General features: G+C 61.4%; 11 protein-coding genes. 7 read left to right on the plus strand and 4 right to left on the minus strand.

Annotated features, from left to right (window positions below; translation table 11 throughout):
- Positions 1-5: 5 nt before the first annotated feature.
- From parE to PSEBG33_RS24275, 4 genes are all read left to right on the plus strand, one after another.
- Positions 6-1,910 carry a DNA topoisomerase IV subunit B gene (parE, locus tag PSEBG33_RS24290; protein WP_005784190.1) on the plus strand — a complete coding sequence of 635 codons (1,905 nt, stop codon included), beginning with the start codon at positions 6-8 and terminating at the stop codon, positions 1,908-1,910.
- Positions 1,910-2,905: an esterase-like activity of phytase family protein gene (locus tag PSEBG33_RS24285; RefSeq protein ID WP_005784192.1), complete on the plus strand. Its 996-nt coding sequence runs from the start codon at positions 1,910-1,912 to the stop codon at positions 2,903-2,905. The genes parE and PSEBG33_RS24285 overlap by 1 nt, the downstream gene beginning before the upstream one ends.
- Positions 2,906-2,978: 73 nt before the next feature.
- Positions 2,979-5,243 (plus strand): DNA topoisomerase IV subunit A, encoded by a 2,265-nt coding sequence (gene parC, locus PSEBG33_RS24280; RefSeq protein ID WP_005784194.1) that lies wholly within the window; start codon positions 2,979-2,981, stop codon positions 5,241-5,243.
- Positions 5,244-5,416: 173 nt separating this feature from the next.
- On the plus strand, positions 5,417-6,130 hold the full coding sequence (locus PSEBG33_RS24275; protein ID WP_005784196.1) for a PqiC family protein: 714 nt from the start codon (positions 5,417-5,419) through the stop codon (positions 6,128-6,130).
- A 194-nt stretch (positions 6,131-6,324) separates the two neighbouring features.
- On the opposite strand, the gene PSEBG33_RS24270 is transcribed toward PSEBG33_RS24275, so the two are convergent.
- Positions 6,325-7,860: a HAMP domain-containing protein gene (locus tag PSEBG33_RS24270; protein WP_005784198.1), complete on the minus strand. Its 1,536-nt coding sequence runs from the start codon at positions 7,858-7,860 to the stop codon at positions 6,325-6,327.
- A gap of 133 nt (positions 7,861-7,993) precedes the next feature.
- On the opposite strand from PSEBG33_RS24270, the gene serB reads away from it, so the two are divergent.
- Positions 7,994-9,208 (plus strand): phosphoserine phosphatase SerB, encoded by a 1,215-nt coding sequence (gene serB, locus PSEBG33_RS24265; RefSeq protein ID WP_005784200.1) that lies wholly within the window; start codon positions 7,994-7,996, stop codon positions 9,206-9,208.
- A gap of 80 nt (positions 9,209-9,288) precedes the next feature.
- Here serB and asd read toward each other — a convergent pair whose 3' ends face one another.
- The 3 genes from asd to PSEBG33_RS24250 are packed head-to-tail and all read right to left on the minus strand — an operon-like array spanning position 9,289 to position 12,573.
- On the minus strand, positions 9,289-10,149 hold the full coding sequence (gene asd / locus PSEBG33_RS24260; RefSeq protein WP_005784202.1) for an archaetidylserine decarboxylase: 861 nt from the start codon (positions 10,147-10,149) through the stop codon (positions 9,289-9,291).
- A gap of 15 nt (positions 10,150-10,164) precedes the next feature.
- Positions 10,165-10,980 carry a thiosulfate sulfurtransferase gene (gene rhdA, locus PSEBG33_RS24255; protein ID WP_005784204.1) on the minus strand — a complete coding sequence of 272 codons (816 nt, stop codon included), beginning with the start codon at positions 10,978-10,980 and terminating at the stop codon, positions 10,165-10,167.
- Positions 10,981-11,037: 57 nt separating this feature from the next.
- Positions 11,038-12,573, minus strand: a complete 1,536-nt coding sequence (locus PSEBG33_RS24250) for an HDOD domain-containing protein (RefSeq protein ID WP_005784206.1) — start codon at positions 12,571-12,573, stop codon at positions 11,038-11,040.
- 166 nt (positions 12,574-12,739) lie between these two features.
- Between PSEBG33_RS24250 and motA the strand changes: the two genes are divergently transcribed.
- Positions 12,740-13,591, plus strand: coding sequence for a flagellar motor stator protein MotA (motA, locus tag PSEBG33_RS24245; RefSeq protein WP_005784209.1), 852 nt, complete (start codon positions 12,740-12,742; stop codon positions 13,589-13,591).
- A 3-nt stretch (positions 13,592-13,594) separates the two neighbouring features.
- Positions 13,595-14,614 carry a flagellar motor protein MotB gene (gene motB, locus PSEBG33_RS24240; RefSeq protein WP_005784211.1) on the plus strand — a complete coding sequence of 340 codons (1,020 nt, stop codon included), beginning with the start codon at positions 13,595-13,597 and terminating at the stop codon, positions 14,612-14,614.
- The last annotated feature ends 3 nt before the right edge of the window (positions 14,615-14,617 follow it).

Below are 14,617 nucleotides of genomic sequence, written 5' to 3' on the forward strand. Positions count from 1 at the left end.
ACCCCATGGCCACTCCCAGCGCTAGCTCTTATAACGCCGACGCCATCGAAGTCCTCTCGGGCCTCGACCCGGTGCGCAAACGCCCCGGCATGTACACCGACACCAGCCGGCCGAACCACCTTGCCCAGGAAGTCATCGACAACAGCGTCGACGAAGCCTTGGCCGGGCACGCGAAGTCGGTACAAGTCATCCTCCATGCCGATCACTCCCTTGAAGTGTCCGACGATGGTCGCGGCATGCCGGTGGACATTCACCCGGAAGAGGGCGTGTCGGGCGTCGAGCTGATCCTCACCAAACTGCACGCCGGCGGCAAGTTCTCCAACAAGAACTACCAGTTCTCCGGTGGTTTGCACGGCGTGGGTATTTCGGTGGTCAACGCCCTGTCGACGCAAGTGCGGGTCAAGGTCAAGCGCGACGGCAACGAGTACCAGATGACCTTCGCCGATGGCTATAAAGCCACCGACCTGGAAGTGGTTGGCACCGTTGGCAAGCGCAACACCGGCACCAGCGTGTACTTCGCCCCGGACCCGAAATACTTCGATTCGCCGAAATTCTCCATCAGCCGCCTCAAGCATGTGCTCAAGGCCAAGGCCGTATTGTGCCCCGGCCTGCTGGTCAGCTTTGAAGACAAAGGCACCGGCGAGAAGGTCGAATGGCATTACGAAGATGGCCTGCGCTCCTACCTGGAAGACTCCGTCAGCGACTTCGAACGCCTGCCCAACGAGCCGTTCTGCGGCAGCCTGGCCGGTAATAAGGAAGCCGTCGACTGGGCGTTGCTGTGGTTGCCCGAAGGTGGCGACAGTGTGCAGGAAAGCTACGTCAACCTGATCCCCACCGCCCAGGGCGGCACCCACGTCAACGGTTTGCGCCAGGGCTTGCTGGATGCCATGCGCGAATTCTGCGAATACCGCAGCCTGTTGCCGCGCGGCGTGAAGCTGGCGCCGGAAGACGTGTGGGAGCGCATCGCGTTCGTGCTGTCGATGAAGATGCAGGAGCCGCAATTCTCCGGCCAGACCAAAGAGCGCCTGTCGTCCCGTGAGGCGGCGGCATTTGTCTCCGGTGTGGTCAAGGATGCCTTCAGCCTGTGGCTCAACGAGCACCCGGAACTGGGCCTGGCCCTGGCGGAGCTGGCGATCAACAACGCCGGTCGTCGCCTGAAGGCCAGCAAGAAAGTCGAGCGCAAGCGCATCACCCAGGGCCCGGCATTGCCCGGCAAACTGGCCGACTGCGCCGGGCAGGACCCGATGCGTTCCGAGCTGTTCCTGGTGGAAGGTGACTCTGCCGGCGGTTCCGCCAAACAAGCGCGGGACAAAGAGTTCCAGGCGATCCTGCCGTTGCGCGGCAAGATCCTCAACACCTGGGAAGTCGACGGCAGCGAAGTGCTCGCCAGCCAGGAAGTGCACAATATCGCTGTCGCTATCGGTGTCGACCCTGGCGCGGCGGACATGAGCCAGCTGCGCTACGGCAAGATCTGCATCCTCGCCGACGCCGACTCCGACGGCCTGCACATTGCTACGTTGTTGTGCGCGTTGTTCGTGCAGCATTTCCGCCCATTGGTGGATGCCGGTCACGTCTACGTCGCCATGCCGCCGCTGTACCGCATCGATTTGGGCAAGGAGATTTTCTACGCCCTGGACGAAGCCGAGCGCGATGGCATCCTCGATCGGCTGGTGGCCGAGAAAAAACGCGGCAAGCCACAGGTCACGCGATTCAAGGGCCTGGGTGAAATGAACCCGCCGCAGTTGCGCGAAACCACCATGGACCCCAATACCCGGCGCCTGGTGCAATTGACCCTGGAAGACTTCGCCGGCACCTCGGAAATGATGGACATGCTGCTGGCGAAGAAGCGTGCGCCGGATCGCAAAGCCTGGCTGGAATCCAAGGGCAACCTGGCCGAGGTTCTGGGCTGATGCGCACAGGCTTCGCCCTGGCGATGCTGATGTTGAGCGCACTGGCAACTCCCCACGTGGTTGCCGCCGGCGTGGCAGAGCTGCAACTGGTATCCGAGCACCCGGTGGACGGCATGCGCGGCGGTAACCTGTCGGGCCTGGCGTTGTGTGGCGCAGAACTGTGGACGGTTTCCGACCGCGATGATGATCAGATCTACCGCCTGGATACCCGCGCACCGACCTGGAGCGCGCAAGCTCTGAAGATTGACGTGCCGCCCGTGCCCGAGTCGGGTTTGCCCTGGGGGCTGCGTTCACGCACCAAGGCCGCGTCGTTCATTCGCGGTGGTGACCTGGATTTCGAGGGCATCAGTTGTGATGCCGCAGGTAACCGCTACATTGTCAGCGAAGCCCATGCTGCAGTGCTGCAGGTACCTGCGACGGGCGCGCCCGAGTGGTTGAAAATCGCCCCGGGCATGGTGCGTGAGGCGCGGGCCAGTGGCATGTTGCTGCACTTCAATGCCTTGTTCGAGGGCCTGGCGGTGAACCCTGAAGGCAACCAGATCTGGCTGGCCGCCGAGCGTGAGCGTCGCGGCCTGATCTCGATCAAGCTCGGGCAGAGCGTGTGGGATTGCGATGGCCGGTGCGTGTTGTTGAGCGAGGCCGGGCAGGAAGTGCAACCGGCGCAGTTTACCAACGCCAAGGCAGTGTCCAATGACTTTGCCGACCTGGCGCTGTTCAATGGCAAGCTGTTTACCCTGGAGCGCAATGCGTTCCAGATTTGCCGACGCGACACAGTCACGGCCAAGGTTGAGCTGTGTTGGTCGTTTGCTGAAGAGACCCTGACGCCGCAGCGGCGTTATCCACAGCCTTACGGCCTGGCCGAAGCCCTGCTGTTGGACGCTGACGGGGCATGGATCGGTATAGACAACAATTTCGGCCCCCGCGCCGATGGTGAAAAACGCCCCGTGGTCTATCGTTTCGCCGCCCCTGCCGGTGGCTGGAGCGCGCAGCCATGAGCCAGCCGTTTTTTCAATTGACCCGGCGCAGCGGCAGTTCCGCTGCGCGTTACCCAACAATGATGAGGCCCGCATGAGTGACATCCTCGCAGACAGCTTAGATGGCGTAGAACGCCGGTCGCTGGCTGACTTCACCGAAAATGCCTACCTCAACTACTCCATGTACGTGATCATGGACCGTGCCCTGCCGCATATCGGCGACGGCCTCAAGCCCGTGCAACGGCGCATCATCTACGCCATGAGTGAGCTGGGCCTGGACGCTGATTCCAAGCACAAGAAGTCGGCGCGTACCGTCGGTGACGTACTCGGTAAGTTCCACCCCCACGGCGACTCGGCGTGTTATGAAGCCATGGTGCTGATGGCCCAGCCATTCAGCTATCGCTATACGCTGGTGGACGGGCAGGGCAACTGGGGTGCGCCGGATGATCCCAAGTCCTTCGCCGCCATGCGATACACCGAAGCGCGGCTGTCGCGCTATTCCGAAGTGCTGCTCAGCGAGCTGGGCCAGGGCACGGCGAACTGGGGGCCGAACTTTGACGGCACCCTCGACGAGCCCCTGGTATTGCCAGCACGTTTGCCGAATATCCTGCTCAATGGCACCACCGGTATCGCCGTTGGCATGGCCACCGACGTGCCGCCGCATAACCTGCGCGAAGTCGCCACTGCCTGCGTGCGCCTGCTGGACGAGCCCAAGGCCACGGTCGAGCAGTTGTGTGAACATATTCAAGGCCCGGATTACCCGACCGAAGCGGAAATCATCACGCCGCGCGCGGACTTGCTGAAGATGTACGAAGCCGGCAAGGGCTCGGTGCGTATGCGCGCCGTGTACCATATCGAAGACGGCGACATTATTGTCACCGCGCTGCCGCACCAGGTGTCCGGTGCCAAGGTGCTGGAGCAGATTGCCGCGTTGATGCAGGCCAAGCCGTCGAAACTGCCCCAGGTTGCCGACCTGCGTGACGAGTCCGACCACGAGAACCCGTGCCGTATCGTGATCATCCCGACCAACAGCCGGGTCGATCATGAAGTGCTGATGCAGCATCTGTTCGCCAGCACTGACCTGGAGTCGAGCTACCGGGTCAACGTCAACATCATCGGCCTGGATGGCAAGCCGCAGTTGAAGAACCTGCGCAACCTGCTGGTGGAGTGGCTGGAATTTCGCGTACAGACCGTGCGCCGCCGCCTGCAGTTTCGCCTCGACAAGGTCGAGCGCCGCCTGCACCTGTTGGACGGCTTGCTGATTGCCTACCTCAACCTGGATGAAGTGATCCATATCATCCGTACCGCCGAGCACCCGAAAGCCGAGTTGATCGCGCGTTTCGAACTGAGCGAAATCCAGGCTGACTACATCCTCGACACGCGCTTGCGCCAATTGGCACGCCTGGAAGAAATGAAGCTGCGTGACGAGCAAGACGCGTTGCTCAAGGAACAAGCCAAGCTGCAAGCGCTGCTGGGCAGCGAAGCCAAGCTCAAGAAGTTGGTACGCAGCGAGCTGATCAAAGACGCCGAAACCTATGGCGACGACCGTCGTTCGCCGATCGTCGAGCGTGCTGAAGCCAAGGCTCTGACAGAAACCGAGTTGTTGCCTAACGAGAAAATTACCGTCGTTTTGTCGGAAAAGGGTTGGGTTCGTTCCGCCAAAGGGCATGATATTGACGCCACCGGCCTTTCGTACAAAGCCGGTGATGGCTTCAAGACCGCCGCCGCCGGGCGCTCCAATCAGTTCGCGGTGTTTATCGACTCGACCGGGCGCAGTTATTCGGTGCCGGCCCATACCCTGCCGTCTGCACGGGGGCAGGGCGAGCCGTTGACCGGACGCCTCACGCCGCCACCTGGGGCGAATTTCGAGTGCGTGCTGCTGCCGGACGATGATTCGCTGTACGTCATCGCCTCCGACGCCGGTTACGGTTTCGTGGTCAAGGGCGAAGACCTGCAGGCCAAGAACAAGGCGGGCAAGGCGCTGCTGAGCCTGCCGAACAACGCCAAGGTGATCCTGCCAAGGCCGGTGGATGATCGTGAAAGCAACTGGTTGGCTTCGGTGACCACCGAAGGGCGTTTGCTGGTGTTCAAAATCAGTGATTTGCCGCAACTGGGCAAAGGCAAGGGCAACAAGATTATCGGGATTCCCGGTGACCGGGTGGCCAGTCGCGAAGAGTACGTGACCGACATCGCCGTGGTCCCGGAAGGCTCTACCCTGGTGCTCCAGGCCGGCAAGCGCACGTTGTCATTGCGCCCAGACGACCTTGAACACTACAAGGGCGAACGCGGGCGGCGTGGTAATAAACTGCCTCGCGGCTTCCAGCGAGTGGACGCCTTGCTGGTGGAAACGCCGGTTTAAGCTGTACTAGAGGCCTCGATCTACGATTTAACGCGTAGATCGACGCTTTCGCGCTGGAGTCATGGCGCATATTCACGGATGATATGGCCTTTCCAGCGCCGGCGTGGCCGAGCGTGTTCAGGTTATTTTTAGTATTACATTGTGGTTCGCCTTGTGGCAGCCACTTGGATGGGATGATGACTGCTCCACGCCTTCCTCTATTTTTGATGCTCGCTGGCCTTTTGGGGCTGGCGGGTTGCAGCACGCACCAACCGGTGTCGCTGTACCAGCTGGACAGCGGTAGCCCGGCTCAGCCAGCCCAAACGGCTGGCATGGCGGTATTGCTCGGTCCGGTAGTCGTTGCCGATTACCTGCAACGCGAAACCCTGCTGCAACGTCAGAACGACGGCAGCCTGCAAGGTTCCACTGATGGTCGTTGGGCGGGCAGCTTGTCGTCCGATATCAATCAACTGATGTTGCGTCAGGTTGCAGGGCAGTTGGATAGCCAGCGTGTGGTCCTGGCACCAGGGCCATCGGGATTCACTCCGGATGTGCAGGTGCTGCTGACGATTACGCGGCTCGACTCCGGCAAATCGCAACCGGCGATTCTGGATGCACAGTGGCGCCTGATCGACCGTCGCGGGCAAGTACGGGATAACCGCATCGTGCACCTGCAGGAAGAACATACCGGCACCACCGCTTCTCAGGTCCAGGCCCAGGGTGTGCTGTTGCAGCACTTGGCGCAGCAGTTGTCGGTGGCGCTCAAGCCATTGGCGAACCAGCCGCCGATTGCCGAGGTGCAGCCGCGTAAACAGGCCCCGGCCCAGGCCAAACCGGCAGCCCCGGAAAAGCCGAAGATGCCGATGGCTACGCCGATTCGTACGGACTTGGAAGTGTTCAGGTTCTGATCTGAATGGCGCACAAACAAAAGGCCCGCTGAGTAAGCGGGCCTTTTTGTTGGGTTGCGATTTAAGCTGCACCACAATCCAAATGTGGGAGCGGGCTTGCCCGCGATAGCGGTGGTTCAGCTATCGGTGGATCGACTGATATTCCGCAATCGCGGGCAAGCCCGCTCCCACATGGGTCGTACAGTGTATGTGCCTCAGGGCTTGCGGGTCTCATGCATCCGCGCCAGCTGGCGCTCGAGCATCGACGGGTACGGTTCCATCAACCGCTCTACGCAACTGGCCCCTTCAGGGCTGGCAATCGGACGGATACGTGCGCGTTGGCGGATCAGCGTGTCTTCACTGATCTTGCGTTCCACCAGCAGCAGGTTGCGGCTGTGTTGGGACAGGGCCAGGGCATCCTGGGCGATTTCGGTGAGCAGCAGGTCGATCTGGCTCATGCCAAACAGGTCATCACCCACGGTCAAGCCAAGCTGCAATTGCAGGGTAATGCCGCTGTCGGCCACTTCGATCTGCAGGGCATGGCCCAGAGCGCGCAGCAATTCGCCGCAGCAGATTGCATTGGTCAGGTAGTCTTCGCCGCTGTCTTCGCTGTGGAACAGCATCAGGGTGCTGCCATCGTTCAACGTGTGCAGCTCGCTCTGGTACAGCGAGGCGGCCTGGTCGAGACAGTCGCGGTAGCGTTCGAGCAGTTCGGTCAGCCGGGCACGAGGCAGGCGGCGCAGCTGCTCCTGGGAGCCCAGTTGCACGGCGAGTACTGCACTGTGCTGCGGCTCGGTGTTCCTGACCACCGCAACGGGTTTTGTCGCAGCGGCCGGGGCCACGGCCGAGGTATCGCGCAGGTCGGCGAAGGGGTCTTCCTCGTCGAGTTCGTCTTCCTCGGCCTTGACCACATGGCGCGGTGCAGGCTTGAGGCCGGCCACCGGAGCGCTTTCGTCAAAGCCCGGGTCGCGCAGGTCGCGTACTTCAAACTCAGGCTCATCGCTGTAGTCGTCGGTATCGTCGTATTCGGGTTCCGGTTCGATTTCAGGCGCTTTCGGCTCCGGAGCGAAGCTGGTATGGAGCTGGCGCGCGAGGTCGCCGATTTCATCCTGGCGATCAGTGGCCGGGGTGTGTTCGTCGATATCCCGCAGCCAGATACGCAGTTGCATCAGCGGTGTGGAGATATGCCGCCCCAGACGCAGGCTCAAGGCCAGGGCCAGAGCCAGCAGGATCGCGCTCAAGATACCCATGCTTTGCAGGCTGATGGTCATCGGCTGCTGGAACTGCTGCATGTCGAGGCTGATACGCAGTTGGCCGGCTTTCACATCCTGAAAGGTGATGTTGCTCTGGTAGAGGCCCTCGGCTTCACCCAGCAAGCCGTTCTTCGGGCGCTGCCCGGCTTCGGCCATGATCCGGTTGTCCACGCTATAAATGGCGGCGTGAGCCACCAGCGGGTTCTTGGTCAGGTTGTTGAGCAGCACGTTGAGGCTGAGGATGTCGTTGGACACCAGCAACTCAGTCGCCGAGGTGGCTGTCTGGGTCGTCAGGCTCGCACCCAGGGCGTCGGCTTGCTCATGCATGGCCTGCTTGAACTGCAAACCCATCACGCAGGCGTAGATCACCAGGGCCAAGGCGACCAGGATCACGTTATGGCTGGCGATGCGTAATGCGATCGGTACACGGCGGTGGCGCAGTGCCCGGAAGATCAGCAGGAAGAAGTTATCGGTTTTTACTGGCGTGGGCCGGTTCACTTGCGCTCGGCTCTTGGTCCGTGAAGTTGACGCGCAGTATAGCGACAGGCCCATGACCGGCAAAGCACTGGCTGTGCCCGATGGTCACTGAAAGTGGGTAGAATGCGGTTTTTTTCCAGCCTGGGGGTGCGCTTTGCGCGAAATTGTCCTGATCAACATCACGGGTGAAGACCGACCGGGTCTCACCGCAGCCATTACCGGCGTCCTGGCCCAGGGTGGTGTGAACATCCTCGACATCGGTCAGGCGGTGATCCACGACACCTTGTCGTTCGGCATCCTGGTGGAGATCCCCAGCACCGAACAGGCTTCGTCGGTACTCAAGGACATCCTGTTTACGGCCTATAAGCTGGATCAACAGGTGCGTTTCACCCCCGTGTCCGAAGCCGGTTACCAGCACTGGGTGGAAGGCCAGGGCAAAAAACGTCATATCGTGACGTTGCTTACTCGCAAGGTAACGGCTGAACAATTGCAGCGTGTCAGCTCGATCACGGCCCACTACGGGTTGAATATCGACCATATCGACCGTCTGTCGGGTCGTATGCCCTTGGACACCCCGGCCGACAAAGGCAAGGGCTGCATCGAGTTTTCTGTACGCGGTGAACCGGCTGACGCGCAAGCGCTGCGGGCCGAATTCCTGAGCGTGGCCCAGGAGTTGAATGTCGACATCGCCTTCCAGGAAGATTCGCTGTTCCGTCGCAACCGTCGTTTGGCGGTGTTCGACATGGACTCCACCCTGATCGAAGCCGAAGTCATCGACGAACTGGCCAAGGCAGCGGGAGTCGGCGAGCAAGTCAGCGAGATTACCGAGCGGGCGATGGCCGGTGAGCTGGATTTCCGTGCCAGCTTCAAGGAGCGCCTGGCGTTGCTCAAGGGCCTGGACGTGAGCGTGCTGGACTCCATCGGCGCATCGCTGCGCCTGACGGAAGGCGCCGAAACCCTGTTCGCCGAACTCAAGCGCCTGGGCTACAAGACCGCCATTCTGTCCGGCGGCTTCACCTACTTTGCCAAGCAGTTGCAGGCCAAGTTGGGCATTGACTACGTGTTCGCCAACGAGCTGGAAGTGGTGGATGGCAAAGTGACCGGCGTGGCGGTCGAGCCGATTGTGGATGCGCAGCGCAAGGCCGACCTGCTCAAGGAGTTGGCGCACAAGGAAGGCTTGCGTCTGGAGCAGACCATTGCGGTCGGCGACGGCGCCAATGACTTGCCGATGCTGGCGATTGCAGGATTGGGTGTGGCGTTTCGCGCCAAGCCGTTGGTCAAACAGTCGGCCAAACAGGCGATTTCAACGCTGGGGCTCGATGGCGTGTTGTATCTGCTGGGCTTGCGCGACCGCGACGGTCAGTTATAAGCCGATCTCACTGTAGAAATACAGTCAAAAATGTGGGAGCCGGGCAAGCCCGGCTCCCACATTGGATGTCACCAGCAATATCAGGCTTTAGCTGCGGCAATACCCTGGCCCATTTGCACTGGCGTACCCGCTGCCAGTTCTTCAGCCCACTTCACCTGATCCGGCCCGAACAGCACGATGGCGGTCGAGCCCAGCTTGAAACGGCCCAGCTCCGCACCTTTTTCCAAATGAATCGGCGCACGTGCGGCTTCGTCGTAGCGGAAGGTTTTCAGCTCGCGCTTGGGCGGCGTTACCAACCCGGCCCACACCGTCTCAATCGACGCGACGATCATCGCACCCACCAACACCACGGCCATCGGGCCGCGCTCGGTGTCAAACAGGCATACAACCCGCTCGTTGCGCGCAAACAGCTCCGGCACGTTTTCGGCGGTGGTCTGGTTGACCGAGAAAATTCGACCTGGCACGTAGACCATCTCACGCAAGGTGCCGGCCAGTGGCATGTGCACCCGGTGGTAGTCTTTGGGTGACAGGTAAATAGTCGCAAAATCGCCGCCCATGAACGGTGCAGCCAGCGCCGCGTCGCCACCGAGCAATTCCAGCACGCTGAAGCTGTGGCCCTTGGCCTGGAACACACGGCCATGTTCGATCGGGCCTAGCTGGCTGACTGCGCCATCGGCCGGGCTCAGCACGGCACCGGGAGTCTGGTCGAGCGGGCGGGCGCCGTCTTTCAGGGCTCGAGTAAAGAACGCGTTGAAGTGCTCGTACGCGGTCAGGTCTTCAACCAGGGCCTGGGACATGTCCACCTGGTAGCGCTTGGCGAACCAGGCGGTGAAGGCGTTCTTGAACCAGCGCACGCGGCACTCGGCAATGCAGCCGGCCAGGCGCGAGAGCAAGTGGTGTGGCAGCAAGTACTGGCTGAGGATAAACAACTGCTTTTTCATAACTGTCCTTAAACCTTAAATCTCAACGGGGGTGTCGGGGTGGTTGCCCCATTCGCCCCAGGAACCGGCATAGCCTTTGACTCGTGGATAACCGAGCGCCTTGGCCACCAGATAGGTGAAGCCAGAGCGGTGGTGAGTCTGGCAGTGGGTAATGATTTCTTTATCGCGGGTCAGCCCGAGCTCTTCGAGAACCTGTGGCATGTCGCGGCGGATGCGCAGGTTGCGCGCCTTGTCCATGCCGGCGGTCCATTCGAAATTCACCGCGCCGGGAATATGGCCCCCCTTGGCGGCGAGCACTTTTTCGCCGGAATATTCCAGCGGGCCGCGGGCATCCCAGACGCCCAGGTCGGCCGCGCCGAGACGGCTTTGCAGATACTCACGGGTAGCCGTGGGCCCATCGTGCAACGTGAGGCTGACGGGGCCGCCTGCCGGCGCAGGCACTTCGGTGGAGAGTGGGTACTTTTCCTCCAGCCATGCCAGCAGGCCGCCGTCGAGGTAGTGATATTTCTGGTGACCGATCACGTCGAGCATCCAGATAAAACGTCCGGCCCAGCCGCCGCCTTCGTCGTCATAGACCACGTAGGTCGCGTCCGGGGTGTGGCCCAGTTCGCCGAACAGTTTTTCCAGGTCGGCCTTGCTCGGCAGCAAGCCGGGTGCCGGCGGCTGGCCAAGTTGGGTGCGCTTGGGGTCAACAAAATGCGCGCCGGGGATATGCCCTTCGGCGTAGCGGGCGGCACTGGTGAGGTCCACCAGAATCAAGTGCTCGGCATCCAGTTGAGCGAGCAGGTCACTGGATTCGATCACCAGCGGCAAGCCAGAGAAGTCAGGCATGTGAGGTCTCCTGGGCACAAATGTTGGCGATTAAAGACGGCGATTGTAGCGCAAGCATCAGGCGCTGCGGTTGGTAAAGCTGTGCAGGGCTTTTTCGATGCATTGGGCGGTTTTGCCGAACGCCTGCACGGTGGTTTCCGAGAACGGCCCGCCGCCTTGGTCCGCCACTACCAGCATCACCACGCGGCCATTGCAGCTCAGCGAACGCAGCAGCAAGTGCTCGCCCGTAAACAGGCGACGCAGGATAGGCGGCAGCAGGGCGGAAAACTGCGCATGGTTGTCGGGGGTCAGACGCACCTGAGCGGACTTTTCCAGCAGGCGTTGCAGCAATGTGCTGTTGACCACATCCAGGCTCAGGTGCGCGGCGTCCCTGGGCAAGCCGTCGGCCTGATGCACGCGCAAGGTGCTCAAGGCGCGATCTACCATGAATATCAGTACCCGCTGCATGCCACTGGCCACCAGGGCTTCCTTGGCACAGGTGGTCAGGTGCATGGCGTTGGCAAAGCGGCTCGGCTCCACCAGCAAATCGGTGCAACGCGTGCGCCATACGGCCAGGGCTTCAGCCGTGGGCGGCGGCGCGGGCAACAAGCCGCGATGGACTTTTTGCACATGCCACGGCCAGATCAGCGACAGCGCCGGGTGCCAGAGGTCGGGCATCAAGGTGGTGCGGGCGCTCGTGACTGCCTGCTGGTGCGCCTGTTGTTGCACATCACTCAAGGGCACTTGCAGGTATAGCGCGGTGAGGTATTGCCAGCGTTCGGTGTGCGGGCAGGTCCAGGATTCCTGGGCGGACATCGCCAGGCCGTTGGCCAGCAACACGGTATTGGCTGGTTGGTTCAGCCAGCGGCGCAGGTTGGGTTCGGCGTCGAGCAATTGCTGGTGGCGCAAGGCGTCGTCTTCGCGGGCAATATGCAGCGCCTTGACCAGCAGGCGTTGCTCGGTCAGCAGCAGCTTGTAGCCCTGCGAAACCCAGATCGGCAGGTGCCAGGCTTCGGTCAGGCCCCGGCACAGGTCCAGTAAGCGCACACCGAACAGTTCCTGCTCGACCTGGCGCGCCGACTGGCCCTTGTGAATCACCCGCAGCTCCCATTCCTCCAAAAGCTTGGGGTAGGCGACAGCCATCGGCCACAGTGGCGACAGAAACAGCAGGCTGCCCCAGTGGATGTCCTGCCATAGCCGCGCCAGGCGACTGCCGAACAAGCCGTTGGCTTGCTGGGACGCGTGCTGGCTGACCAGCAGCAGTTGGCGCAATGCGACTGGAATGTCTCCGGCCGGCACCGAAGGTAGGCGTGCCAGCAACTCCTCGGCACGTTTGAGGCCGAGGCGGTTAAGCGCTACTTCGAGGTTTTCGGCGGGCTCGGCCAGGCTCCCATGGGCTTGGCTGTTGGCCTCGCGCATCACGCTCAGCACCAGGGCCGGGCTGTTTTGCATCAGCTCGGCAATGTCTCGCAATGAACTGCGGCTGTCGCGGATGGCTTTGCACACGCGCTCATGGTTGGCCTGGGGAACGGGCAGCAGCACGTCGTCAAGGCGCTTGATCCAAGCGGCGAGGGTGGTGGGGCGGTTCGTTGGGACTGTCGTTTCGATTGCCATGATTGGGGCGCGATCATCACTTGTGTTCAACACACCCGGAACGGGCCGAATTGGCTTTTCGCCTTAACGGGCTATAGTCTGGCGCAGTTTTGCCGATAAGTAGAACAAGAGTTTTCTGCTGCACCCACTATGTCCATGAACCCGACGGCGCAAGTACCCATCTCCTATGGCTAAAATTATCGGCATCATTGTCGTCATCGCAAGTGTGCTCGGAGGGTACGTCCTCTCCCACGGTAAAATCGCCGCACTGATCCAACCTTTCGAAGTGCTGATCATCGGCGGCGCCGCGTTTGGCGCATTCTTGCAGGCCAACCCCGGCTACATGACCATGCACGTGATCAAGAAATCGCTGGGCATGTTCAGTTCGCGTTTTTCCCACACCTTCTATCTGGAAGTGCTGGGGCTGATCTACGAGATCCTCAACAAGAGCCGCCGCGAAGGCATGATGGCGATCGAAGGCGACATCGAAGACGCCGCCGCCAGCCCGATTTTCGCCAAGTACCCGGCCGTGCTCAAAGATGAGCGCATGACCGCGTATATCTGTGACTACCTGCGCATCATGTCCTCCGGCAACATGGCTCCCCATGAGCTGGAAGGCCTGTTCGACATGGAGTTGTTCAGCCTCAAGGAAGAGCTGGAGCATCCTTCCCATGCCGTGACCGGCATCGCCGATGGCATGCCCGGTTTCGGTATTGTCGCGGCGGTGCTGGGTATCGTGGTGACCATGGCGTCCTTGGGCGAGGGCGATCAAGCGGCCATCGGCATGCACGTGGGTGCGGCGCTGGTGGGTACCTTCTTCGGTATTCTCGCGGCCTATGGCTTCTTCGGCCCGCTCGCTACTTCCCTGGCCCACGATGCCAAGGAAGAGGTCAACCTCTACGAAGCGATCAAGGCGTGCCTGGTGGCTTCGGCATCGGGGATGCCGCCATCGCTGGCCGTGGAGTTCGGGCGCAAGGTGCTGTACCCCAAGCATCGCCCAAGTTTCTCCGAGCTGGAACAAGCGGTTCGCGGTCGCTAAGCCATGGAAAACAACCAGCCGATCATCATCAAGCGCGTCAAGCGCTTCGCTGCGGGGCACCATGGTGGTGCCTGGAAAATCGCATTCGCCGACTTTGCCACGGCGATGATGGCGTTCTTCCTGGTGCTGTGGCTGATGTCCACCGCCACGCCAGAACAGAAGATCGCCATCGCCGGTTACTTCAAAGACCCGATTGGCTTTTCGGAAAGCGGCACGCCGTTTGTCATCGACCTGGGCGGCTCACCGCAGTTGGCGCCTGAGCGCACCATCAACCCGGAAGTGCAGACCGAATCGCCCCAGGAAAAAATCCCGATTGAGCGCGATACGGTTGAGACCATGGCCGAGCAGGTCGAGCAGGAACGCCTGGAACTGTTGCTGCAGGAGTTGCAGACCAAGGTTGAGGAAAACCCGCAACTGCTGAAATTCAAGGATCAGATTTCGTTCGAGATCACGCCCGAAGGGCTGCGCATCCAGATCACGGACGCTGCCAACCGGCCGATGTTCGACTCCGGCAGTGCGCGCTTGAAGCCGTACTTTGAAGACATCCTTTTGGCCATGGCCGACACCATCAAGGCGGTGCCGAACAAGATCAGCATCAGCGGCCATACCGACGCCAAGCCCTACGCGGGCCAGGGCGACTTCGGCAACTGGGAACTCTCGGCCAACCGCGCCAACGCCGCCCGCCGTGCGCTGGTGGCCGGCAGCTATCCGGACCCGCAAGTGGCACGGGTGGTGGGCTTTGCCTCATCGCAGTTATTTGATCCCAAAGACCCGTTCAACCCGGTCAACCGACGTATCGATATCGTGGTGCTGACCAAAAAAGCCCAGCGTGCGATTGAAGGCGACCAGCCACCGCCACCGGTACCGACTCAGGGCGATGGTGCGCCAGGCGAAGTGCCGGCCGACCCCAACGCACTGCCGCCTGAGCAGGAACCACTGCCGGCCCATGAGTTGCGGCAGAAGCTGAACCTGTTTGATGATGGCGGGGTGAAGGATCCTACGGTGCCTGCGCCGGCCTCGTAACTT

This window comes from Pseudomonas synxantha BG33R (genome assembly GCF_000263715.2).
Lineage (GTDB): Bacteria > Pseudomonadota > Gammaproteobacteria > Pseudomonadales > Pseudomonadaceae > Aquipseudomonas > Aquipseudomonas synxantha_A.